This is a genomic window from Nonomuraea sp. NPDC050783 (genome assembly GCF_040802095.1).
In the GTDB taxonomy this organism is placed as follows: Bacteria; Actinomycetota; Actinomycetes; order Streptosporangiales; family Streptosporangiaceae; genus Nonomuraea.
In genome coordinates, this window is record NZ_JBFAHK010000029.1 from 1 (window position 1) to 23,083 (window position 23,083).

General features: G+C 68.8%; 17 protein-coding genes and 2 pseudogenes. 7 read left to right on the forward strand and 12 right to left on the reverse strand.

The features are described 5' to 3' along the window. Positions 1-399 precede the first annotated feature (399 nt). The 5 genes from AB0H75_RS43760 to AB0H75_RS43780 all read right to left on the reverse strand — a co-directional run bounded on the left by AB0H75_RS43760 (position 400) and on the right by AB0H75_RS43780 (position 5,699). Positions 400-801: a VOC family protein gene (locus AB0H75_RS43760; protein WP_367806732.1), complete on the reverse strand. Its 402-nt coding sequence runs from the start codon at positions 799-801 to the stop codon at positions 400-402. Continuing rightward, positions 791-2,392, reverse strand: coding sequence for an FAD-dependent monooxygenase (locus AB0H75_RS43765; protein WP_367806734.1), 1,602 nt, complete (start codon positions 2,390-2,392; stop codon positions 791-793). The genes AB0H75_RS43760 and AB0H75_RS43765 overlap by 11 nt, the downstream gene beginning before the upstream one ends. Positions 2,393-2,428: 36 nt before the next feature. Continuing rightward, complete coding sequence (locus AB0H75_RS43770) at positions 2,429-3,241, reverse strand: SDR family NAD(P)-dependent oxidoreductase (protein WP_367806736.1); 813 nt, start codon at positions 3,239-3,241, stop codon at positions 2,429-2,431. A gap of 17 nt (positions 3,242-3,258) precedes the next feature. Beyond that, positions 3,259-4,488 carry a serine hydrolase domain-containing protein gene (locus AB0H75_RS43775; protein ID WP_367806738.1) on the reverse strand — a complete coding sequence of 410 codons (1,230 nt, stop codon included), beginning with the start codon at positions 4,486-4,488 and terminating at the stop codon, positions 3,259-3,261. An 80-nt stretch (positions 4,489-4,568) separates the two neighbouring features. Then, positions 4,569-5,699, reverse strand: coding sequence for an FAD-dependent monooxygenase (locus AB0H75_RS43780; RefSeq protein WP_367806740.1), 1,131 nt, complete (start codon positions 5,697-5,699; stop codon positions 4,569-4,571). Between the two features lie 121 nt (positions 5,700-5,820). Between AB0H75_RS43780 and AB0H75_RS43785 the strand changes: the two genes are divergently transcribed. After that, positions 5,821-6,711, forward strand: coding sequence for a LysR family transcriptional regulator (locus AB0H75_RS43785; RefSeq protein WP_367806742.1), 891 nt, complete (start codon positions 5,821-5,823; stop codon positions 6,709-6,711). A 9-nt stretch (positions 6,712-6,720) separates the two neighbouring features. Here AB0H75_RS43785 and AB0H75_RS43790 read toward each other — a convergent pair whose 3' ends face one another. Both AB0H75_RS43790 and AB0H75_RS43795 read right to left on the reverse strand, forming a co-directional pair. Next, positions 6,721-7,689: a Tn3 family transposase gene (locus AB0H75_RS43790; protein WP_367806744.1), complete on the reverse strand. Its 969-nt coding sequence runs from the start codon at positions 7,687-7,689 to the stop codon at positions 6,721-6,723. Between the two features lie 88 nt (positions 7,690-7,777). Continuing rightward, positions 7,778-8,122 (reverse strand): annotated as a pseudogene (locus tag AB0H75_RS43795) (Tn3 family transposase); the annotation flags it as partial. 368 nt (positions 8,123-8,490) lie between these two features. On the opposite strand from AB0H75_RS43795, the gene AB0H75_RS43800 reads away from it, so the two are divergent. Continuing rightward, complete coding sequence (locus AB0H75_RS43800) at positions 8,491-9,090, forward strand: histidine phosphatase family protein (protein ID WP_367806746.1); 600 nt, start codon at positions 8,491-8,493, stop codon at positions 9,088-9,090. 105 nt (positions 9,091-9,195) lie between these two features. Here AB0H75_RS43800 and AB0H75_RS43805 read toward each other — a convergent pair whose 3' ends face one another. After that, the gene (locus tag AB0H75_RS43805; RefSeq protein ID WP_367806748.1) at positions 9,196-9,360 is read right to left on the reverse strand and encodes a hypothetical protein; all 165 of its coding nucleotides are present in this window, start codon (positions 9,358-9,360) and stop codon (positions 9,196-9,198) included. 452 nt (positions 9,361-9,812) lie between these two features. After that, positions 9,813-11,188, reverse strand: a pseudogene (locus AB0H75_RS43810) (DUF4158 domain-containing protein). A gap of 243 nt (positions 11,189-11,431) precedes the next feature. Between AB0H75_RS43810 and AB0H75_RS43815 the strand changes: the two are divergent. Beyond that, positions 11,432-12,217 (forward strand): recombinase family protein, encoded by a 786-nt coding sequence (locus tag AB0H75_RS43815; protein ID WP_367806750.1) that lies wholly within the window; start codon positions 11,432-11,434, stop codon positions 12,215-12,217. Positions 12,218-12,221: 4 nt separating this feature from the next. Further along, a complete protein-coding gene (locus AB0H75_RS43820) occupies positions 12,222-12,443 on the forward strand; it encodes a hypothetical protein (protein ID WP_367806752.1) in 222 nt (73 codons plus the stop codon). A 109-nt stretch (positions 12,444-12,552) separates the two neighbouring features. Here AB0H75_RS43820 and AB0H75_RS43825 read toward each other — a convergent pair whose 3' ends face one another. The 3 genes from AB0H75_RS43825 to AB0H75_RS43835 all read right to left on the reverse strand — a co-directional run bounded on the left by AB0H75_RS43825 (position 12,553) and on the right by AB0H75_RS43835 (position 19,544). Further along, positions 12,553-14,295 carry a family 78 glycoside hydrolase catalytic domain gene (locus tag AB0H75_RS43825; RefSeq protein ID WP_367806754.1) on the reverse strand — a complete coding sequence of 581 codons (1,743 nt, stop codon included), beginning with the start codon at positions 14,293-14,295 and terminating at the stop codon, positions 12,553-12,555. 190 nt (positions 14,296-14,485) lie between these two features. Then, positions 14,486-18,130, reverse strand: a complete 3,645-nt coding sequence (locus AB0H75_RS43830; RefSeq protein ID WP_367806756.1) for a discoidin domain-containing protein — start codon at positions 18,128-18,130, stop codon at positions 14,486-14,488. Positions 18,131-18,554: 424 nt separating this feature from the next. Then, entirely contained in the window at positions 18,555-19,544 is a 990-nt protein-coding gene (locus AB0H75_RS43835) for a LacI family DNA-binding transcriptional regulator (protein WP_367806758.1), read from the reverse strand. 408 nt (positions 19,545-19,952) lie between these two features. On the opposite strand from AB0H75_RS43835, the gene AB0H75_RS43840 reads away from it, so the two are divergent. From AB0H75_RS43840 to AB0H75_RS43850, 3 genes are read left to right on the forward strand one after another with little or no spacing between them, the layout of a single operon-like run. After that, the gene (locus AB0H75_RS43840) at positions 19,953-21,239 is read left to right on the forward strand and encodes an ABC transporter substrate-binding protein (RefSeq protein WP_367806760.1); all 1,287 of its coding nucleotides are present in this window, start codon (positions 19,953-19,955) and stop codon (positions 21,237-21,239) included. Further along, positions 21,236-22,219 (forward strand): carbohydrate ABC transporter permease, encoded by a 984-nt coding sequence (locus AB0H75_RS43845; RefSeq protein ID WP_367806762.1) that lies wholly within the window; start codon positions 21,236-21,238, stop codon positions 22,217-22,219. The genes AB0H75_RS43840 and AB0H75_RS43845 overlap by 4 nt, the downstream gene beginning before the upstream one ends. After that, positions 22,216-23,037, forward strand: coding sequence for a carbohydrate ABC transporter permease (locus tag AB0H75_RS43850; RefSeq protein ID WP_367806764.1), 822 nt, complete (start codon positions 22,216-22,218; stop codon positions 23,035-23,037). Before AB0H75_RS43845 ends, AB0H75_RS43850 begins: the two co-directional genes overlap by 4 nt. Positions 23,038-23,083: the final 46 nt, after the last annotated feature.

Sequence of the window (23,083 nt, forward strand, 5' to 3'; positions counted from 1 at the left end):
CCGCAGCTCGGCCCTTCGTGCGCTCATCGCAGCGACCATGCATCAGATGCAATACGTAAGGTTCACGCGATAATAATCTGTTATCACGTACATGGGATAATGGGCGAACCGAGAGGTCCCGCGACGATCATCAGCGCGCCGACATAGGTTTTCTCTCCGTGCCGCTGTTGCTCAGAAAATTCGCGGTCCTGTCCTGATAGGAGGTGAAGCGGGGCGGCGTTGCGAGCTGTGGCCGTCAACCTCGATGGTGGCCGGGTCGGGGTGGGCGGCGAGGCTGTCGTACCAGGCCAAGCCTGTCCACCGGCCCACCCGACGACATCGCCGCCGGCCCTGCCCAAGATCCAAGATCACGAGGCCCGGGCATTTCAGCACGACGAAAGTGTGGCAGGAACAGGGACGCTAACGGTGGTGCGTCACCGCCAGGGTGCGCACGACGCAGAACTCGTTGCCCTCGGGGTCGGCCATGACCACCCAGCTTCGGTCTGGGCCTTGGCCCACATCTCTCTTGACGGCGCCGAGACCGAGCAGCCTGGTCACCTCGTCGTCGGTGCTGCCGTCGATCGGGCTGACGTCGAGGTGGAGCCGGTTTTTCACGGTCTTGCCTTCGGGCACCTGAATGAACTGCAGGGTGGGCGGCATCTGGCGGGTGAGCACCTGCTCGATGGTCGGCTCCCAGGAGCCGATCTCGACCTTGCCGTCGTTGCGGTCGATCACTTTGAAGTCCAGGACCTCGCACCAGAAGGCCGCGACCGTCTCCGGGTCGTGGCAGTCGATGGTCAACTCGGTGAATCTACTTGTCATGTCTCTCTCCGGTGTTCGAAGGCGTTCCGAACCATGCGGAGAGTGCCGCACGCAGCGAGGGCGTGGCGGTGTCCGCGGGTTCGTCGAGGCCGGCGGCCCAGGCGAAGTGGCCGTCCGGGCGGATCAGCAGGGTGTCGGCCGGCCGGTCGGTGGTCTTGGCGGTGTGGACGTCGAGGAGATGCCGCCAGTCCCGGGCGGCCTGGCGGAGCTCTGGGCGGTCGGCCAGGTCGAGCAGGACGGGCCGGGCGGTGTGCATGAGCTCGGCGACGCTGGTGATGCCTTCGTCGGTGTGCAGGGTGAGGTCGGGGGCGAAGGTGCCGGCCAGCCGATGATGACCGGTGCCGGGCATCGGGTAGCGGATGTCGGTGCCGGCGACGAGGGCGCCCATGCGGCGCAGCGGCTGCTCGTCGGTGAGCAGTTCGGTGAAGAGCTCCCGGAGCGCTTCGGCGGCGGCGTCGTGCCCGCGCCGCAGGGCCACCTGCGCTCGGGTATGCAGCATGGTGCGGGCGCCGGCGAGACGGCGTTCGGCGTGGTAGGTGTCCAGCAGGCCGGCCGGGGCCGTGCCGTGCAGGTCGGCGGCCAGTTTCCAACCCAGGTTGACCGCGTCCAGCATGCCGGCGTTGAGCGCCACTCCGGTGGCGGGGAACAGGTGCGCCGCGTCACCGGCCAGGAAGATGCGCCCCTCGCGGTAGCGCTCGGCCTGGCGGGCCTTGAAGGTGAAGCGCGACAGCCGGGTCGATCCCGCCAGCGGCAGGTGGGCGCCGAGCACGCGGTGGATGCTGTCCTGCAGTTCGGTGAGGGTCATCGGGACGTCGTCGTCGTATTCGGTGGTCTCGTCCTCGATGGTGTAGAGGGAGACGGACCGGCTGCCGGGTGAGGAGCCGACGCCGAGCAGGCCCTGATCGGTGCGGGTGAATCCGGCGCGGATGGTGCCGAAGCCGGGGACGTCGAGATCGCCGTTGCCGAGAACGGCGACCGTGTCGGGCAGGGTGACCTGGGCCAGCCGGTTGACCTCGGGATAGATGGTGCCCGGGAACGGGATGCCGGCCCCCTCGCGGATGCGGCTGCGCGCGCCGTCACATCCCACGACGTAGCGGGCGCTCACCTGGTAGGGGCCGTTCGGGCCGCGCACGTCCACGGTCACCGCGTCGTCGTCCTGACTCACCTCGATCACTTCGTGTCCGCGGCGGACCTCGGCGCCGAGTTCGCCGGCGCGTTCGTCGAGCAGCCGCTCCAGCAGTTGCTGCGGCAGGGGCAGGGCGTGCATGGGGGGATCCGGCATCCGGGTGAAGTCCAGGTGCACCCCGCCGAACGGGAACCGGGGGGCGGGCATCGGGCCGGTGCAGGCCGCTTGGAGACGTTCCAGCAAGCCTCGGTGGCGCAGCAGTTCCAGGATCTGGCCGCCCAGGCCGCCGGCCTTGGGGGTGTCGCGGGGTCGCGGCTGTCGTTCCAGCACCAGCGGCCGCACTCCGGCCAGACGCAGTTCGGCGGCCATCATGAGGCCGGTCGGGCCGGCCCCCACGATGATCACGTCGGTCTTCCCCGCCGGCCGCTCTTCTTGCGCGGGCTGGGTGGCATCGTGGTGCTTCATCATCAATGATCTCTCAATCGTGTCGGGACGGAGCTGTCAGCCGGGAGCCAGGCGGCTGAGGTGTTCCCAGGCGCGGTACTCCTCGGTCCTGGCCTGGTTCATCTGCTGGACCAGGTCGAAGGACTGGCCGCCGACGATCAGCCGCAGGGGCGGGCGGGGCAGGTCCACGAGTCGCATGACGACCGGCGCGGCCGTGCTGGGGTCGGGCCCCGCTTCGTCGCCCCACATCTCGGCGAGCTTCGCCCGCAGCGCGTCGTACGCCGGGTCCGGCGTGGTGGCCGTCGTACCGGTCGTGAACAGTCCGGTGTCGTAGCCGCCCGGCTGGACGATGGTGACCTTGACGCCGAAGGGCTCGACCTCCATGGCCAGCGCCTGGCCGAGGGAGTCGATCGCGGACTTGCCGGCCGCGTACAGACCGGCCGAGGCCATCCCGCCGCCCGTGCCCATCGTCGTCACCAGGAGGATGTGGCCCGAGCCCTGGGCGCGCAGGTGGGGCAGCACGGCCTGGGTGACCCAGATCTGGCCCAGGACGTTGACGTCGAAGTGGGCTCTGATCTGGAGCTCCGTGGCCTCTTCGACCATGCCGTACAACATCGCGCCGGCGTTGTTGACCACGATGTCGAGCTTGCCGAACGCGGCGACCGCCCGTTCCACGCCCTCGTGCACCGCGGCGCGGTCGGAGACGTCGAGCGGGAGGCACGCCAGGGTGTCGGGATGGCGGGCCCGCAGGGCCGCCAGCGGCGCCACGTCGCGGGCCGCGGCCACGACGCGATCTCCTCGCTCCAGCGCCGCCTCCGCGAACGCTCTGCCCAGCCCCCTGGAGGCGCCGGTGATGAACCAGACACGCATGATATTCACTCCTTGCATCAGTCGTCGATGGCCTGGTAGACGGTGGTCCAGAAGTCGGCCATCAGGTGGGCCGGATTCGGGACGGTGTAGCCGAGCTGGCAGAGCAGGATGCCGGTGAGCTGGTTGCCCGGGTCGGCGTAGGCGGAGGTGCCGCTGCCGCCGTCCCAGCCGAACTGGCCGATCGGCGCGTAGTCGCCGCGATAGGTGCGCACCGCCATGCCCAGGCCCCAGCCGCCCTGCTGGCCCTGGCCGAAGGAGATGTGCACGGCGCTGGTGGCCAGGGCGGTGCGGGCGGCGTTCTGCTCGGCGGTGAGCCGGTTGGTGGTCATCAGCTCAACGGCCGCCCGGGACAGGACGCGGCGGCCCTGGTGCACCCCGCCGTTGAGCAGCATCCGGAAGTAGGCGTGGTAGTCGTCGGCGGTCGACACCAGGCCGCCACCGCCGCCCTGGAACGCCGGGGGCTTGCTCCAGCGACCGTTCTCGGGCTCGTCCCAGGCGAGGAACTCGCCGGTGGACGGGTCGGGGGCGTACAGGGTGGGCAGCCGGTCGAGCTGGTCGACGGGCACGTGGAAGCCGGTGTCGCTCATGCCGAGCGGTTCGAAGATGCGCTCGCGCAGGAAGTCCTCGAAGCTGTGGCCGGTGACCCGGGAGACGAGCACGCCGACCAGGTCGCTGCTGATCTGGTACTGCCACTGCTCGCCGGGCTGGTGCATCAGCGGCCGCTCGCCCAGGCGGCGCATCCACTCGTCCTGCTCCGGCACCTCGGTCGGCAGGTTCGGGGTCAGCCCCCGCTCGAAGATGGCGTTCAGGATCGGGGTGCCCAGCGCGGTCATGTCCATGCCGAGGCCGAAGGTGGAGGTCAGCACGTCCCGCACGGTGATCGGACGGCGGGCCGGGACGGTGTCGTCCAGCTCGGCGTCGATGCTCTTGAGCACCTGGCGGTCGGCCAGTTCGGGCAGCCATGGGTCGATCACGTCGTCCAGCCGCAGCCGGCACTCGTCCAGCAGCACCATCGCCGCGGCGATCGTGACCGGTTTGGAGGTGGAGGCCATCCGGAAGATCGTGTCGCGGCGCATCGGCGTGCCGCCGTCGTGCCGCATCGTCCCGATCGCCTCGACGTGTGTCTGGCCGCCGCGGCTCACCAGGGCGACGAGGCCGGGGATCCTCCCCGACTCCACGTGCCGGGTCAGCACCTCACGTAGTCTGCGTAGTCCCTGCTCGGACAGGCCGTTCCTGCCGATTGCCATGATTTTTTCCTGTCGTCATGATTGGTCCGCCGGTTCCGTTCCGATCCGGCGTTCGTGCGTCCCCCTCGCGGAGGGGCCTGTCAGCGGGCAGCCCGGCCCGGTGACGACCGCTCCGCGGCGAGGCCGGGAGCGTAGTTCCTGAGCCGTACGAGGTGCGGGCGGGCCACCGTCGTGCCGAGCTCCTCCTCAGGAGGTGGGCCCAGGAAGAACTGGTCGGCGCCTTCGCGGCCCATCTGCTGGTGCTCGGCGACGAAGCCGCGCATCTCCCGCTCGTAGGCGGCGAACGCCTCCGCTTGGTCTCCAGCGGTGGCCAGTTCGCCGGCCAGGATGTAGGCGCCGATCAACGCCTGGGAGGCGCCGCGACCCGAGGACGGCGCCGCGCAGTAACCGGCATCCCCGACCAGCACCACCCGGCCCGCGTACCAGCGGTCCATCTCGACCTGGGCGTTCGCCTCGAAGAACAGATTCTCCGCCTCCCACATCTCCGCCAGCAGGCGCCGGACCAATCGGCCTTGGCCGGCGAACCGCTCGGCCACGATGTGCTTGTGCTGCCCGTGGTCATCGCGGTTGTAGGCCAGCGGTCCGGAGGCGAAGTGCAGCGCCGCACGGGCTCGGCTGCCGTCGCGGGTGACGAGCACCCCGGCAGCCTTGCCCGGTACGCGGTGGACCCGGCCGCCGAACCGGCCGGGCAGGCCGAAGACCGCCGTGTAGAGGCCCAGGTGCCGGACGAAGCGCTCCTGCGGCCCGAAGACCAGTGAGCGGGTGCGCGAGTGCAGCCCGTCGGCGCCTGCCACCAGGTCGAAGCGGCGCGGCCGGCCGCGGTCGAAGGTGACCCGCACGTCGGCGTCGGTCTGCTCCAGGGTCGCGATCGAGTCGTCGAAGACGTACTCGACCTCCCCGCAGGTGGCCTGGTACAGCAGGCCGGCCAGGTCGTCCCTGAGGATTTCGACGTCGGTGGGGCGGATCGCCACCGGCAGGGCGTCCTCGTCCGTCATCGCCGCGCCGCCCAGGCGCAGGTCCAGCGCTCGGACCTGGTCCAGCAGGGCCATCCGGTCCAACACGTCCAGCGCCTCGCCGCGCAGGCCCGTCGCGTAGCCGCCCGTGCGCACTCCGGGCGCACGTTCCACCACGGTCGGGGTGAACCGGTGGTGGCGCAGCCAGTACGCCAGGGCGGCCCCGGCGACGCCGGCACCGCAAACAAGGACGTCCATCCACGTGCTCCCTCGACCGACGGCGAATCGTACGAATCGAGGATCAAGTACGGTGAATATCCGGAACAACGGCGAAACCCGAAAGATCATCTTCAGTGGGAGTGGACGGAGCAGGTCAGGCGTGGAACTGCGGGACATCGAGATCTTCCTGACCTTGGCCGAGGAGTTGCACTTCGGCCGGACCGCCGCTCGGCTGTGCCTGTCGCCCGCCCGCGTCACCCAGGCGATCCAGAAGCAGGAACGGCAGGTCGGCGCGCCGCTGTTCGAGCGCAACAATCGCACGGTCCGGCTGACGGAGGTGGGGCGGCAGCTCCGGGACGACCTCCGTCCGCTGTATGCCGGGCTGAAGGAGAGCGTGGAACGTGCCCAGCTCGTCGGCCAGGGCATCACCGGCACGCTGCGCGTCGGCATGCTCCCGCTCAACGCCTACGACCTGCGCCCCTACTGGGACGTCTTCCGCCTGCGCCACCCGCGATGGAAGCTGCGCATCCACAAGGCACAGCTGGGCGAAGCCTTTCCCGCGCTGCGCCGCGGGGACATCGACGTCCTGGTGAGCTGGCTGCCCGTCGACGAACCCGGCCTCACCGTGGGGCCGGTCGTGTTCGCCGAGCAGCGCGTGCTGGCCGTCGCCGCCGACCACCAGCTCGCCGGGCGCGCGTCGGTCTCGCTGGAGGTGATCTCCGACTTCCAGCACCCGCACGCCGACACCGGCCCCGGTTACTGGTATGACGCCTACGCCCCTCGCCTCACCCGGCGCGGACGTCAGATCGAACGCGGCCCCGTGGTCCGGGACGCGGAAGAGGCCATGACCCTCGCCAGCATGGACGGGCTCGTCGTGCTCTTCCCCGCCCACGTCAGCCGCTACTGGGCGCGGCCGGACATCGCCTACCTGCCGGTCACCGACATGGAGCCGCTGCCGTATGCGCTGGTGTGGCGCAGCGAGGCGGAGAGCGAGCCCATCCGGGCCCTGGCCGGGATCATCCGCGACCTGGGCCCTCTCCCGCCGGCCTGAAGAGCCCGTTCAGACCGTGGTGAAGTCGAGCCGGGCATCCATGTCCAGCCGGAACCGGCCGTAGGGGTTCACGTGAGCCCAGAACAGCGGGCTGAGGGCTCGCCGGTCCTCCTCGGTGAGCTTGCGGGCCCACTGCGGATCTCGCAGAACGGCCTGAAGGAGCTGGGTGTTAATGAACACCAACGCCGACTGCAGCAGGTGCAAGGTGAGCATGGACACCTCGGCGTGCTCACGGTCAGCCCCGGTCAGCACGCCTTCGCGGCCGTAGAAGATCTTGTCGTTGGCGCTGTTCCAGTTCTCCACGACCTGTAGACCGCTGTTGATCTCCCGGCGTAGCTGCTCATCCGCGAGATAGTCGCAGGCGAAGATCGTGCGCACGACCCGGCCGAGTTCCTCCAGGGCCAGATAGACCGGGTGCTTGGGGCCGTTGCCCTTCATGAAACGGCGCAGCACCTGCTCGGTTTCCGCTGTTCGCAACCGCAGCGCCGTCGCGTACTTGATCATCTGGTCGTAGTTGCGGGCGATGAGGTCCCAGTCGATCGGCCGCTTCTTGAGAATCTTGTCCACCTTCGGCCAGGCGGTCTGGACGGCGTCGGGGCTGTACAGGTCGATCGCGCCGATGTTCTTCAGCCGGGGCAGCAGCTTGAAGCCCAGCAGCTCGGTGAAGGCGAACCCGACCGTGGTCGCGCCGTGGGTGTCGGTGTAGTTCGCCTCGATCTCGGCGTTGGTGCAGTGCCGCAGCAGGCCCTCGATCATCGCCGCGACCTCGGAGGAGGAACACGACTTGAGCTGGGAGTAGATGCACAGGCGGCCTTTGTCGACGTGCCAGTAGATCATGACGCCGTAACCGCCGTAGCGGGCGTGGAACTCGGTCATCAGATTGGAGTCCCAGGAGGCGAATCGCTTGGAGTCTGAGGCGGTGCTGGTCGCCTCGCCCCACCACGCAGGATCGCGGGCCTCCAGGGTGGCGTTGACCACCGCGACGATCGCCGCCCGCAGGTTCTCCCGGGTTGACGTAGGTCGCGCGCACGTGCCGTAGCGCGGCCTCGTCCTGGCCGTGGTCGCCGGTCGCGGCCATCTGCCGGATCCCCATGTTCGTGCCCAGCGCGAAGAGCACGAGCAGCAGCCGGCGGTTCAGCGTCTGCTTGTCCAGCACCTCGCGGGTGGCCACCGAGGTGAAGGCGTCGGTGAAGTCGGTGAGGAAGGCGGTGTCCTTGAGGATGTCGAGCAGGTCGATGGTGCCCCACCGGCGCTGGACCTCGGCCTTGAGCTTGCCCAGGTTCCTCGGCTCGGGCAGCTTGTCGAGCTTGGGGACGCTCACCCACGGCTTGCCGGCCCGCGTGATGATCCGCACCCCGCCGGTACTGCCGGCGGTCAGGCCGGCGTTCAGCTTGTCCAGCGCGGCCCGCATCCGCGTCTTCAGGCCGGCGATGAACTCCGTCGGGTCCAGCGGTTTGTCCAGCGCCGCGTAGTGCACGTCCCGGTTGTCCTCGAAGTCGCCGGGCAGGTCCTCATCGGGGTCACGCCAGCGGCCGGCGCCCTCGACGTAGATCTCGCGGCGGCGCAGTGCGTCCTTCAGTGCCTGTCTTTGAACCCCCGACTGGACCTTGAAGGCGGTCACCGTCGGCCGCCAGCATCGTGAGAGCCGAGGTGTGGAAGACTCGGTCAGGTGTCGTGATATCTAGCCGCGTGCCATCCAAAGTGGCCAGAGATGTGGTCAGTGCCAGTGGAGGGGCCAGGCGCCGGCTTGATGACTTCACAGGAATAATGGGCGCAATCATGACCCGTTTCCTGTACCTCACGCGCCACGGCGAGGCCACTCCGGACGAACAGGCCCTCACTGAGAACGGCAGCCGTCAGGCCGCATTGCTCGGCGAGCGGCTCCGCGACGTCCCTCTTTCCGAGATCCATCACGGTCCGCTCTCCCGGACGACGCAGACCGCCCGCCTGATCGGCGAGCATCTTCCCGGCATCCCCCTGGTGGAGTCCGAGGCTGCCGGTGACTACGTCCCCTACCGGCCGGACAAAGATGAGCTGCCGCCGGAGCACGCCGACCGTTACCTGAGCTTCCTGGAGCAGTTCCCCGCCGACGAGGGCGACGATCTCGCCGCACGCGCCCTGCGTACGTTCACGGGTCCGGCGGCGCAGGGAACCCGCCACGAACTGGTGGTCACGCACAATTTCCTCATCGGCTGGCTCGTCCGTGCCGCCCTCGACGCGCCGCAGTGGCGCTGGCTCGGACTCAACCACGGCAACGCCGCCCTGACTGTCATCCGGTACGCAGCCGACCGTCCCGCATCCATCCTCTTCTACAACGACATGGGGCACCTGCCCGCCGAACTGCGCTGGACCGGCTTCCAGCCTGAGCTGCACGTGTGACCCTTGGCCCTCAACGGATGCCGTGGCCAGATCGGGTGTCACCTGACAATCCCCGGCAGCATGAAGTGACGGGGGGTCGTGGTGTTGCGGTTGTCGCCGTGCTGATCAATCGGATGGGTCAGCGCCTTCGGGAGCGTCAGGCTGGGGAGATGCCTGCATTGCCTGGATAGGCTCCTCCATCGAGGCTTCAACCTTGAACGCGGTGCGCAGGCCGGCGATCTTCAAGATCCGCTTCAGCAGGGGCGGGAAACCCGAAAAGACCTCAGCCACGGGCCGCAACGCAAAGCGACAATAGGTAGACACAAAGCACTTTCTCACAGGTCAGAGCGGGCGGAAGATCGCTCCATGAGCCGTTCGTAACGCCGTCACGGTGACGGCGTTACGAACGGCTCTGACGCTGTCTCCACGCCCTCGTCCGGCATCTCGGGCTGCAGTAGATCGCGCCCGCCTGGTGCTCGGTGCCCGCCACCCATCCCGTCCCGCACTGTGGACACACCACCCAGCCCTGCGCCGACCCCGATTGCAAGATCGCCACAACCGTCCGGCTGCGCCGCACCCACCTCCACCGCCTGCTCCGGCACGCCGGCGAGCAGTACACCGCGTCTACCCGACAACGCGTCGGCAACTCCCGGCCGCAGGCCAGGCACATCAACACAGTCGCCGAACTCCAGCAGCGCGAGAAGAACACGCGACACTACAGCGCCACTACTTGATCTTGATGTTCAAAGACAGGCACTCATCGCGATCAGCACGCACAGCTCGTACGGAATCCGCTCCACCCGGCCGCTACCGGCGTCGACGACGCCCTCCAGCCATGCCTTGGGCACCACCCCGTCGATCGGCACCGTCTCCGCCGTCGCGTAGTGCCGCTGATCGGAATCGACGCCCGCGTAGCGGGCCAGCAACTCGATGGCGTCCATCACCGGCCGGTAGGCGGTGTTGTGGCACTTGAACTCCAGCGCGGCCAGCAGCGGCGCCAGCATCCGCCGGTAGTAGTGCGAGTAGGAACCGCGCAACTGGTAGCGGATCCGCTCGGCGACTACGCGCTCGGTGGCCATCAGCTCCTTGGCCAGCGCCCGCAGCGTCTTCTCCCCGCCCGGCACCGCGGGGAAGACCACCTGCCGGACCGTCTCATCGGGCTTGCTCAGCGCGGCGTTGACCATCTTGGTGAAGATGCCGCGCTTGCCGGGCACCGCGGCGAGCTGACCGATCAGCTCTTTCTCCACCCGCCGCTCGGCGCGCGCGTTGATCCGGTGGATCAGCCCGATCAACAGTTCCACCAGCCCGTCCACGAGTTCGGCCTGCCGGGTCCAGCACAACGCCGCCAGCAGCGTGTAGCGCACCGGCGCCGAGCAGGCCGCGAAATCCGAGGGATACATCCGCATCGCCCGGCCCCGCCACGCCGCCACGATCTGATCGGAGATCTCGGCGAACACCGCCTCGCCCAGCCCCAGGGAGCGAGCGGTCGCCAGCTTGCCGATCTCCACCAGCAGGGTGTCCAGCCCCAGCGGCCCCGGGTCGGCCTTCAACTCGGCCAGCACGTGCGGCCGCCGCAGCAACTCCTCCAGCCGAGCGCACACGGCCGGCCCGAGCCGCGCCATCACCTGCTCGGCGAAGGCATTCTCGAAACGGCGGCATCCGGAATTGACCACCCGTTCCACCTGGCCACTGGCCGGCGGTTCGATCCTGGCGCTGCGGCACCGCTCGCGCACCGCCTCGGCCAGGCGATCACGGTTCGTCTCGATCGGGCACACCTTGTCGGCCAGCCACTGCGCCAACCGCTCCTCATCGTCCTCAGACGCCGGACGGGTACCGAATCGCTTGCGGATCCGCGCCGGTGACGCTCAATGGTCCTGCCCCGCCAGGAGTACTTCGCCAGCAGCTCCGGCTCGACCTCCACCAGCGATGCCACGTACTGCACCGCGGCCGCCGGTATCTCCTCGGGATAGGCGGGAAACCGCCCCTCGATCTCGTAGAACTTCAAAATCAAGGCGAAACCGAGCTTGCCGGCCCCTGCCTTTTCCCCGACCAGGTCCCAATCACCCTCCACCAGCGTCCACGCGCTGATCAGCTCATCCTGTTCCCAGTCGGTACGCATCTCGGCGCTCCTCCCCAGACCGGCGTTATCAGCAGCTCGATCACCATTGAGGAGCTCGAAGGGGTTACCGGAAGGTATGCACTACTTGAGATAACTACGTGCTGGAACCGATAACTAACTCTTCGCATATCCCTCATTGGCCCTCAGGACTGGCCGGGGTGGCGGCTCGCCGTAGCTACAGGAGGACCAGGCCAAGTCCTCGAGCCTGGTGGTTCTGAGAAATGTTTGTGAGAGGATTCGGGCATGGCCGACGGCCCCCAGGCTCGCGAAAGCACCGCATCCGCCGCCGATTCCGGTATCTCCTCCGCCGATGTCACCCGTGACGCTGATGAGGTCGAACGTCGTTCCTGTCCACGATGCGACGTCGAACCCGGATCGCCCTGCCGGTCACGGTCCGGCGCCGTCGCCGGGACCTACCACACTGGCCGCTTCACCAAGGTGCCCCGGCTGGCCAAGCGACTGCGCGTCCAAACCCCCGCCGACCGCAGACCCGGCCAGCCGTGGCGGCCCGGCACCCCGCCACCCGCCCCCGTCGACTCCGACCGGCCCGCGGCCGACATCCGCATCGGCTACGCCCGCTGCTCCTCCCTCACCCAGGAGCTCCAGTCCCAGCTGGACGCCCTGGAAGCGCACGGCATCGACCGCGACAAGATCTTCTGCGAAAAGATCTCCACCCGCCTCAAAGTCCGGCCCGCGTTTGAAAAGGCCCTCGCCACCGCCCGGCAGATCAAGGCCCATGCCCCACACTGCCGCGTCATCCTCACCGTGTACGAGATGAAGCGACTCGGCCGCGACGCCAGCGAACTCACCGCCCTGGCCGACCACCTCACTGCACACGGCCTGATCCTGGAGATGCTCGCCGGACCACTCGCCGGGATCTACGATCCGGCCGGACCCGGCCGGATGCTGTTCGCATTCTTCGCCGCCATCCGAAACCGAGCGGGAAGCAATCCGCGAGTCCACCCTGGAAGGACTGGACGCCGCAGCCCGCAAAGGCAACCACGGCGGCCGTCCCACCGTTATCACTGACGACATGATCCACACCGTGCTGCGGCGCCGCGCAGCCGGCGAACCCGTCGAAAAGATCCGTAAGGACCTGATCATCCCCACCGGCAAACGCAAGGGCCACAACCCGTCCCTCGCCAGCATCTACCGCACCCTCGCACAACACGAGAAGGCCCAGCGCTACCCCGATGCTGTCCGACAGGCCCGCGACGAGTACGCCACCATCCGCAAGGGGTTCCAACCTCGCTAATTTGCGGATCCGCTCTCCGCGCCAATGACCACGGGTGGTCCTCCTGTAAGGCTGCGGCACACCCTGTTACCGCAGGTCAGGAGCGGGTTCGTTGGATTCTGCTCCGTTGCTACTGGAACCCCTGGAAGCCGGAGTCCCACAGGTGCGAGGGGCCGGCGATGCGGGCGACCAGGTCCACCCAGCGGCGGGCGCTGTCGTACTGGCGGGCCAGCACCTCGGTATCGCCGGACGCCTGGTACAGCGTCCACGGCGCGAGCGTGACCACGTCCCCCCAGCCCGCGCCCGGCCGGACAGGGGTCCAGGCGGAAACGCCGGGGATGACCGGTACGTACCAGGGGACGGTGCCGTCGTCGAGCTGCTCGTCGGCGACGTCGCGCAGCCAGGAGCCGAGCATGCCGTGGCAGTCGTACAGGAACGCCGCCGTGGGGGCGAAGATCTGCAGGTCGCCGGTCCAGCCGAGGCGTTCGTCCCGTTGCGGGCAGTCGGTGGGCAGGCCGACGAAGTTGCTGCGCATGCTCCATCGGATGTTCTGGTGGAGCTGGTTGACGAGGTCGTTCGAGCACGTGAACCAGCCCGTGGGCGCCATGTCGGTGTGATACACGCGAGCGACGACTTCCTCGGCGGGGTCGCCGCCGCGCCAGCCGGTGACCTCGGCGTAGCGGAAGCCGTGGAGGGTGAAGCGCGGCTCCCAGGTCTCGGGGCCGTCGCCGCGCAGCACGTAGCGGTCGGTGGAGATCGCCTCGCGCAGCGGGCGGACGCACAACTCGCCGTCCTGGAGGACCTCGGCGTGCCGGAGCGTCACCACGTGCCCGGCCGGACCGTTGACGGTGATGCGGAGGCGGCCGGCGAGGTTCTGGCCGAAGTCGAGGATCAGCCGGTCGCCCGGGCGTGCGGTCACCGAGACGGGACGGATCTCCTCGGTGCAGCGTACGGGCGGGCCGGTGGGTGCGGCCAGCGTGGCCGGGTCCCGTGCGATGACGCGGACGGGGCTCCAGCCGGTGTCGTCGAAGCCGGGCCGCGACCAGCCCGGTCGTTCGGCTCGCGCGTCGTGGGTCTCGCCGTCGAGCAGCCCGGCGGCCAGGATCGGTCCGTACGTGCCGCGCCAGGACTCGTCGGTCGCGACCGTCACGCGGCGGCCGTCGGCGAGGACGACCTCCAACTGGGCCAGGAGCGCCACATCGGTGCCGTACAGGCTGGCGTGGCCGCCGTGGTCGCCCAGCCGGCCCCGGTACCAGCCGTCGCCCAGCCACGCGCCGATGGCGTTGTCGCCGGGGTTCAGCAGGCCGGTGACGTCGTAGGTCTGGTAGAGCAGGCGGTGCCCGTAGCTGGTCCAGCCGGGCGTCAGCGCGTCCCGGCCGACGCGGACGCCGTTGACCTCGGCCTCGTACAGGCCGTGGGCGGTGACGTACAGGCGGGCCCGCTCGACCTGGCCGGGCAGGCGGAACTCCTTGCGCAGCAGGGGTGGGCGGCGGTCGTCGCTCTCCTGAGGGGCGACGGCGACGGCGGTCCAGTCCTCGGCGCGCAGCAGTCCGGCCTCGACGGCCAGCGGCGGGCTCCACGAGCCGGCCGGGCCCGCGCCGCCGCGCACCCGGACCTGGAGGTGGACGCGTTCCCGTGAGACGAGCGGTGCGCGGGCCCAGGGCACCAGGACCGAGTCATCACCGGTGATCCACTCGGTGGTCTCGGTGCGGCCGTGGCTCTCGAACCGTAGCTGGTAGGCGCGCTGGACCCAGTCCGGCGGCGCGGTGGTCTTCCAGGAGATGCGCGGGCCGGACTCCCCGATGCCGAGCGGTTCTCGGTGGTGCTCGACGGTCGGGGTGGAGACGGTGACCGTGGCGGGGGTGGTGTTCAACTCTTGACCGATCCGTTCGTGAGGTGGGGCGGGGATGCCTGCGCAGGTCGTTTCGGGATACGCCGCCGGAGAACACGAAAGGCCACCCTCGCAGGAGGGTGACGGAGTTCGGGCCTGTGGCGTTCGGATCGGGGAGACCAGCCGTCCGTTGTGCGGAACCGCTGGTCTCCCCGACCTTGTGGCGATCTGGTTACTCCTTCTTGTCGAGGTCGTCAGCCGCCGCGGCCAGGGCGTCGAGCGCCGCTTCGACCTGCTCCTGCGACTTCGGCGCCGCGAGGACGGTCTTGGCCGTCTCCAGCACCTTGGCGAACGGCGCCCATGACGTGGCCGTGTAGTCGTCCTTGACCGTCGGCGCCTTCGTCACGACGTCCTTCAGCGTGGAGGCGTCGACCGCCGCCTCGTTCTGCGGCTGCGGCTGCAGGCCGAGGATGGCCTCGTTGACCTTGGCCGTGCGGTTGTCGATCTTCTTCTGGGTCATGTCGGGGTCGTCGACGGCTGCCAGGGCCTTTCTGCCCGCGTTCACGGCCTTCCGCAGCGCCTCGACCGACGGCGCGGTGTACTTCGACGACTCCAGCAGCCTGGCCTCGCCCTGGTCGATGGCCTGGGCGAGCTTGGTGAAGTCGACCGTCACCTGGGCCTCGATCCCGACCAGCTGCCTCATGGCGCGGGTCAGCGCGTTCACGGCCTGGTCGACCTCCTGCTGGGTGTGCTGGGTCGCCTGGCCCTCGCGCCGGAGCGCGTCGAGCAGGGCCTGGGCGGGAGCCAGCTTCTCCCTCAGGTTCGCCAGGCTCTTCGCCGTGAAGGTGTCGGTCATCGCCGCCAGGATCGTCGCCTGCCCGGCGGCCTGCTTCAGCGTGGTGACGTTGAGCGGGATGAGCTTCTCCGCCCTGATCGTCATCTCGTACATGCCGCGGGCCCAGTCCGCGCGCCAGTTGTGGATCACGTCCCAGACATCGTTGTTCTGGTACTTCAGGTAGCGGTAGGTCCGGCCGGTCAGGTCGTGGGACTGGAAGCCGGGGAAGTCGTTCTGGTTGTTGTTGACGATCGTGGTCCAGTTCTGGTTGTCGTTGGACCCCGAGATCGTGTACCGGTGCGCCGCGTCGGACCCGCCCACGGCCCGGAACGACAGCCCGATCGTCGTCAGGTCACGGGGCTGCCCCAGGTCGAGGGTGATGAAGAACTTGCCGTTGACACCGCGGTAGGACTGGTCGGTGCCGTCGTAGTTGTCCAGGTCCCAGTCGATGCCGTTGAAGGCCTGCCCGACGTCGTAGCGACGGACGATGCCCTGCTGCTCCAGAGGGCCGCCGGGGCACGTCGTCCAGTCCTTGACGCCCTGCGGGTCGATCTGGTCGCAGGTGTAGAAGTCACCGATCGGCTGGAAGTCGATCACGCGCGGCGTGTGGTTGTCCGGGTCGGTGTTGCCGAGGTTGGCCGGGTCGGTGGCGATCGGGATCTGCTCGTCGTAGACGTTGGCCGGCCCGACGGTGCCCGCGGTCAGGTCCACGTTGACCTGCTGCATCCACTTCACCGACACGCGCCCCGGGTAGGGCTTGTAGGTCGGCGAGGTGACCGGGCCGTCCTTGCCGGTGCCGACGGTCACCGTCTTACCGGTGTCCCCGCCCGGGCCCATGGCGTCGTCGTCGATCGTCAGCGGCAGCCAGATCGTGGTGGAGTGCTCCAGGTCGTTGACGAGCCAGCGGCTCCCGTTGAACAGGTAGACCGGCTGGTCTTTGGTACCGAGGTTCCAGACCCCGCCGACCTGGCTGTTGTAGGTGGTGTTGTCGGCGAACGGCTGCAGAGGCGTCCAGGCGTCCTGCCCGTTGCGGAACCCGTGCTTGTCGCGCGGCCGGGTGAAGCCCTCGGAGATGTTGGCGATGCGCTGGTACATCGCCTGGTTCTTGAACCAGCCGGACTGGCCGGAGGTGAGAAGGTAGACGTACTTGCCGCCCGGTCCGCGGATCGCCTGCGGCGCCTCACGGTGCTTGGCGATGTTGATGTCGTACGCCTTGTCGGGCACCACGCCGGTGAGGTCCGCGTTCAGCTCCCACACCCGCATGTAGATGTGGTCCGTACCCGTGATCAGGTACTGCTTGCCGTCGCCGCCCATCGCCGGGTCATCGGTGTAGATGGCGTAGTCCCGGCTGCCGAAGCCGATGTTCTGCCCGTAGCGGGGCGGCACGGGGCTGCCGCCGTCCATCGCGTAGTAGACCTCGGCGTTGTACGTCGGCGACAGGATGCGCAGCTCGGCGTACCCGAACATGCCTCCCTCCGCGGGAACCTTCCAGTCGCCGCTCTTGAAGGTCATGACCGGCTCGAACACCGGGACGTCCTTGGACTCCTGGCTGCCGGGCTGAGCCACCTTGAACGTGGTGGTGGCGACGTCGGAGAACTGGGTCCTGTCGGAGTTCGCCGACACGGCCTTGACCACCATGCCGTCGCGGATGGGGACGTTCGGCACGTCCCACCGGTTTTCCCACTGGAAGGCCGTGCCGCTGGTCCTGGGGTCGGAGCCGTCGGTGGTGACCAGCACCTTGTATTTGTTGAGGTCGATGTCCGCGGTGACGTAGACGTTGTCGCGCTCGTTGACGACGACGGACTGGTTGCCGGCGTTGACGCCCCGGTTCTCGTCCACGCGCGGCGAGATCAGCGGCGTCTTGAGCGTCTGGCGGGCCTGGCTGTCGTCCTTGACGGCGTGGTAGCTCTCCTTGGCCACCGTGGACTTGGCCATCTCGTCCACGATCGGGACCGTCGCGTCGTTCGGGTTCGGGTCGTACGCCCCGTTCGAGCCGCCGTACCCTTGGGCCGAGATGCCCGCGGCCTTCGTCGGGTCGGACTTCGCCGCCGGGTAGCGGACGATGTAGGACTCCGCGCTCGGGTTGACGCCCTGGGCCTTGGCGGCGTCGTAGGCCGTCTGGTCGTAGGGGGTCATCCGCACCGCGACGGCGGTGAGCGTCATGTCCGTGCGAAGGTCGTTGAACTGGTACGTCCACCAGTTCCCTACCTGGGACGTCCCGTAGCTGCCGCCCCCTACGCGGCCGGGCTTGTCCGGGTCGTAGCCGCCGCCGCGCGGACCGCGCGGAGTTTCGAAGCTCTGCACCTGGGACGGGTAGTCCCGGCCGTTCACCGGAATTTCCGGGCTGCCGTCGTAGGTTCCGGCGGCGTTCTTGGTGTCCCAGTCGGGGCGTAACTGGCCGACCCGTTCGCCCATGGCGTCGGTGAAGTCGGTGGTGCCGGGCTGGCCCTGCGGGCCGACGTTGAGGCTGGCGCCCGGCCGGGCGTGGTCGGTCACGACCGTGTACGGGCCCTCCGGCCGGTCGGCCTGCAGCACGACCGTCTGCGAGGCGCCGTACCCCCGGAACAACTCCCAGTGTGCCCAGATGACGTACTTGCCGGTCTTGGACCGCTCGAAGTCGATCCGTTCGAGATTGGCGTTGGCGAACGGGTAGGACCGGGTGCCGTCGGGGTGCACGTACGGCGTCTCCGGGCCGAACACCTTGGTGACGCGTTCCTTGTCGATCCAGCTCTTGCCGCGGTACAGGTACATGTTGTTGCCGCCGGCGGAGCTGTCGAGCTGGGCCTGCCCGATCGAGTAGTAGTAGCCGTCCACGGCGGTGTTGTCGAGGCCGGGGCCCAAGCCCTTGCCGTCGGGCGTCAGCCCGGTGGAGTTGTCGATGGTGATCGGGCCGTCCGCCGCCGCGGCCGAGGCCGTCGGACCGGCGAGGGCAGGAGAGGCGATGAAGGCCGGCGACATCGACGCGGCGATCGCCACGCCGATCAAGCCTGCGGTGAAGCGGTTGGCGCGTGAGCGCGACCTCGTCTGAGGATGGAATTCCATGGGGGGTGTCCTTATTTCCGACCCGCTCGGAAGTACGAAGTGCTTGAACAGTGAGATTTCGCGGGGATGTCAGCCCCTCTTCGCAGTCGGGCGCTGACCGGGGCGTTCATGTCGTTCGGCTCAGGTCATGGTTCTTCCTCCCGGTGAGAGGACGCATTGAGGGACGGACGGCTGCCGTGACTGCTCGCCTGCAGGGGGAACACGCGCAGCGCGTTTCGGCGAGGATGTTTACGTAAACATCAGCGCCGTCGGAAAGCTCGCGCAAAGGTCGTGAGATAGCGGAAGTGTGTGTCGATTACGTGAACTTCGCCGCGTCCCGTGCGACGTTTACGTAAACACGACGTGATGATTGCGCGGATCGCCACGAGCGTCAACCCCCACGGGATGAGAACGAGTGGCCGGTTCCGAGCCCGGTATCACCTGACTACCGCGCGGGAGACGCCGAACTGTCACGCACCACCAGGCGGAGAGGGACGAGGTCGGTGCCGGGCGGAAGGGCGCCGCCTTCGCGGATCTGCCGCAGGACACCCTGGACGCAGCGGCGTCCGACCTCGGCGAAGTCCTGGTGGATCGTGGTCAGGGGCGGGATGCAGAAGGCGGCTTCGGAGAAGTCGTCGAAGCCCACCACGCTGATGTCACCCGGCACCGAACGCCCCCGCTCGTGGAAGGCGCGCAGCAGCCCCATGGCCATCTGGTCGTTGGCGGCGAACACCGCGGTGCAGTCCGGCTCCTCGGCCAGCCTCAGACCAGCGACGTAGCCGGACTCGGCCGACCAGTCGCCGGACAGTTGCGGCGGGACCGGGCGCCCGGCCTCCTCCAGCACCAGGCGCCAGGTCTTGGCACGGGTCTGCGCGGCGAAGGACGACTCGGGCCCGGCGACGTGCCAGACCGTGCGGTGGCCGAGGTCGAGCAGGTGGCCGACGGCCAGGCGGGCGCCCTGGGCCTGGTCGGTGTCGACGACGCTGTAGCGGTCACCCGCGTCGGAGTTCACGACGACGGCGTGGACGCCCGGGGGCAGCGTCACGGTGCCGTTGTCGGGCAGGCGGGTCTCCATGATGATGATCACGGCGTCGACGGCGAGCTCGCCCATCCGGGTGAAGGCGCCCAGCACGCTGTCCTGGGTGGGGACGTCGAGGGGGATCAGGGTGATCGCGTACCCCTCGGCGGCGGCGTGGGTGGCGATCGCCTCGACGGTACGGCTGTTGCCGATGGAGGACAGGTCGAACAGGATCACGCCGATCGTGTTGAACTTCCCGTACCGCAGGGCCCGGGCGGCGCTGTTGGGCCGGTAGCCGAGCTGGCGCATCGCGGCGAGCACCTGCTCGCGGGTCGAGCCGATGACGCCGGGGTGCCCGTTGGAGACCCGGGAGACCGTCTGGGAGGAGACGCCGGCCAGCTTGGCGACGTCGGCCATGGAGACGCGCTGCTTGCGACGCCCACCCGGGATGCCGGAGCCACCGCGGTCCGCCCCGCCCGCCGACACGCGAACCTGCTGGTCAAGATCGTCACGGTCCATCGTCGTGTCCGCTCCCGCCTGATCCGCTCGCCTCCGCCGGCCGAAGCTCGGCGATCGAGGCTCTTGACCCTCTGATGTGATGGGTGCCACCATACCGCAACGGAAGTTTACGTAAACATCCACGGCATGGCTGTCGCTCGCAGCCGACCCGGACCCCGGCGACCGTCAACTGAGACGCGCGCATGTCCCGCATGTTCACGTCACCATCGCGCACGCAGAAGCCATCACCCCGCCGGCACATGGCGGCACGCAAGAACCGTCGCGCAGCCAAGCACAGAACTTCGCCCCCCAGAAAAGGTGGCCCCGATGGACAGATCACTCTCGCGCCGCGGACTCATCAAGGGGTCCGTGCTCTTCGCCGCCGGCGTGGCCGTCTCCGCGTGCGGCGGCGACCCGCTGGCCAAGACCAAGTCCTCGGCGCCCGCCGCGGGCGCTCCCAAGGTCACGCTGAATCACTGGTACCACGAGTACGGCGAGGAGGGCACCCAGCAGGCGGCGATGCGGTACGCGGCCGACTTCACCAAGGCCAACCCCGACATCGCGGTCAAGGTGTCCTGGATCCCGGGTGACTACGGCACCAAGTGGACCGCCGCCGTGCTGACCGCCGACGGCCCCGACGTCTACGAGGTCAACGACGTCAGCCCCAACATGGTCAAAGCCGGCCAGGTCACGCCGCTGGACGACGTGCTGGGGGCGGAGAAGGCCGACTTCAGCGAGAAGGTGCTGGCGCCGTACACGTGGGGCGGCAAGGTCTACGCGGTGCCGATGATCATCGACCCGATGCTGCTGTTCTACCGCAAGTCCCTGCTGCAGAAGGCGGGAGTGGCGATCCCGACGTCGTTCCCCGAGCTGGTCGAGGCGGCCAAGAAGCTCACCGCCGGCAAGCAGAAGGGGCTGTTCATCGGGAACGACGGCATCGGTCCGATGAACAAGCTGGTGCCCTGGTCGAACGGCAACATGTTGATCGACGATCGGACGATCGCCTATGACGACCCCAAGGTCGTCGAGGCGCTGGCCGCACTGAAGGGACTGTACGACAGCAAGGCCACCCTGCAGGGCTACTCGACCGACTGGTGGGACCCAGGCGCGTTGATCAGCGGAGCGGCAGCCATGCAGTGGATCGGCATGTGGGCGGTGCCGGGCATGACCGCAGAGCTGGGCGACGACGTCGACGCCTTCCCGCTGCCCGCGTTCGGCCCCGGCGGCCAGGAAGTGGTGGAGATGGGCGGCTGGGTGCAGGTCGTCAACGGCAAGAGCAAGAACCTGGAGGCGGCCAAGAAGTACGTGCGCTGGCTGTGGGTGGAGAACGCCACCGCGCAGACCGACTGGAACCTCGGCTACGGCTTCCACATCCCGCCCCGCACCAGCACCGCCGCCAAGGCCGGCAAGCTGAGCAGCGGCCCGGCCAAGACCGTCATGGACGCGGTGGCCGCCCACGGACTCAAACAGCCGGCACTGTGGACCACCGAGGTCAGCCAGCCGTACGTCGACGCGGCCACCGCCATCGTCAAGAAGGGCGCCGACCCGGCGAAGACGCTGGCCGCCGCGGCCAAGCGCTCCCAGGCCATCCTCGACAAGGTGCCCGTCCTGTGACGACGACCGCCGCACACCCCACCCGCCGGTCGCAGAAGGCGCACCGGGCGCCCGGCCGGTGGGCCGCCCGGTGGCCGGCCTGGCGCGCGTTCATCCTGCTCACCCTGCCGATGGTGGCCGGGCTCTTCCTGTTCAAGTACGTCGCCATCGGCTGGGGCCTGCTGCTCAGCTTCAACGACGCGCGCGGCACGATCGCCCTGGACAGCTGGAACGGCCTGGACAACTACCGGCAGCTGCTGTCGGACCCGGCCTTCACCCGGTCGCTGGTGACGATCGTGCTGTTCACGCTGTTCATCGTGCCGGTCACGTTCGCGCTGGCTCTGGGCCTGGCGGTGCTGGTCAACCGGCTGCGGGGCGGGCGCGCGTTCTTCCGCACCACGTTCTTCATCCCGGCGGCGGTGTCGTACGTGGTGGGCGCGCTGGTGTGGAAGATGAGCCTGTTCAGCGGCACGCCCTCCGGCGTCGCCAACAGCATCGCCTACCTGCTGGGGCACGAGGACGCGATCGGCTGGGTGGCCACCGTGGACCCGCCGCTCTACTGGATCGTGCTGGTCACCGTACGGCTGTGGCTGCAGACCGGCTTCTACATGATCCTGTTCCTGGCCGGCATCCAGCAGATCCCCGCGGAGCTGTACGAGGCCGCCCGCGTGGACGGCGCGCACTCCGAGCGGCAGTTGTTCTGGCACATCACCTGGCCGATGCTGCGCAACACGTCGGTGGCGGTCACCCTGCTGCTGATCATCAACGCGTTCCAGGCGTTCGACGAGTTCTACAACATCCTGGCCTCCAACCTGTCGGGGCTGAGCGGCGCGGACGGCCGCACGCCGCTGATCTACCTGTTCCAGACCGCGCTCGGCCAGCAGAACTACGGCGCAGGGGCGGCGGGCGCGTTCGTGATCACCATCCTGATCGTGGCGTTCACGCTGCTGCAGGGCCGCTTCGCGGGGTTCGGCAGCTCGGCCGAGGAGGAAAGCCGATGAGGAAACGGCACCTGGGCTCGTACGTGGCGGTGATCGTGTTCGCGGTGCCGTTCCTGCTGCCGTTCTACCTGCTGCTGCGCAACGCGCTCATGACCAAGCGCGAGCTGGGATCTCTGGAGTGGACCTGGTGGCCGGAGCACATCAGCTTCCAGGGGTTCGCCGACGCCTTCGGCAACGACGCCGTGCCCTTGGCGCACGCGTTGGGGAACTCGATGCTGATCGCGACGATCTCGGCGCCGGTGTCCACGCTGCTGGCCTCGATGGCCGGATACGGCCTGGCCCGCGTCCCCGTCCGTGCCTCCAAGCCGGTGTTCTACTTCATCATCGCCACGATGATGGTGCCCGGCGCGGCCACGTTCATCCCGACGTTCGTCGTGGTCGGGGCGATGGGCGGGGTGAACACGATGTGGGGCCTGATCCTGCCCGGCCTGTTCAGCGCCTTCTCGGTGCTGCTGTTCCGCGGGTTCTACCTGCGCTTCCCGCGCGAGCTGGAGGACGCGGGACGGGTGGACGGCCTCGGCTACCTGGGTCTCTACCGGCGGCTGGCGCTGCCGAACTCAGGGGCTTTGTTCGCCTCGCTCGGCATCCTGGCGTTCATCGAGCAGTGGAACGCGTTCCTGTGGCCGCTCGTCATCGGCCAGGACCCGGAGTTCTGGACCGTGCAGGTCGCGCTGTCCACGAACCTCAACCAGCAGGCCGTCAACCTGCCGGCGCTGTTCGCTGGCGCACTGGTGGCCATCCTGCCCCTGGTCGCGCTGTTCCTCATCGCCCAGCGCTGGATCGTCCGGGGCGTGCTGCTCTCCGGCATCAAGGGCTGAACCTGCGCCACCGCCCCCGGCGGCACGCGCAATCGAGATCGTTGCT

Bases quoted from the DNA above. Each gene is read 5' to 3' on its own strand.
- AB0H75_RS43760 (WP_367806732.1), bottom strand. From the start codon at position 801: ATGACAAGTAGATTCACCGAGTTGACCATCGACTGCCACGACCCGGAG.
- AB0H75_RS43765 (WP_367806734.1), bottom strand. From the start codon at position 2,392: ATGAAGCACCACGATGCCACCCAGCCCGCGCAAGAAGAGCGGCCGGCG.
- AB0H75_RS43770 (WP_367806736.1), bottom strand. From the start codon at position 3,241: ATGCGTGTCTGGTTCATCACCGGCGCCTCCAGGGGGCTGGGCAGAGCG.
- AB0H75_RS43775 (WP_367806738.1), bottom strand. From the start codon at position 4,488: ATGGCAATCGGCAGGAACGGCCTGTCCGAGCAGGGACTACGCAGACTA.
- AB0H75_RS43780 (WP_367806740.1), bottom strand. From the start codon at position 5,699: ATGGACGTCCTTGTTTGCGGTGCCGGCGTCGCCGGGGCCGCCCTGGCG.
- AB0H75_RS43800 (WP_367806746.1), top strand. From the start codon at position 8,491: ATGACCCGTTTCCTGTACCTCACGCGCCACGGCGAGGCCACTCCGGAC.
- AB0H75_RS43815 (WP_367806750.1), top strand. From the start codon at position 11,432: ATGGCCGACGGCCCCCAGGCTCGCGAAAGCACCGCATCCGCCGCCGAT.
- AB0H75_RS43820 (WP_367806752.1), top strand. From the start codon at position 12,222: ATGATCCACACCGTGCTGCGGCGCCGCGCAGCCGGCGAACCCGTCGAA.
- AB0H75_RS43830 (WP_367806756.1), bottom strand. From the start codon at position 18,130: ATGGAATTCCATCCTCAGACGAGGTCGCGCTCACGCGCCAACCGCTTC.
- AB0H75_RS43835 (WP_367806758.1), bottom strand. From the start codon at position 19,544: ATGGCCGACGTCGCCAAGCTGGCCGGCGTCTCCTCCCAGACGGTCTCC.
- AB0H75_RS43840 (WP_367806760.1), top strand. From the start codon at position 19,953: ATGGACAGATCACTCTCGCGCCGCGGACTCATCAAGGGGTCCGTGCTC.
- AB0H75_RS43850 (WP_367806764.1), top strand. From the start codon at position 22,216: ATGAGGAAACGGCACCTGGGCTCGTACGTGGCGGTGATCGTGTTCGCG.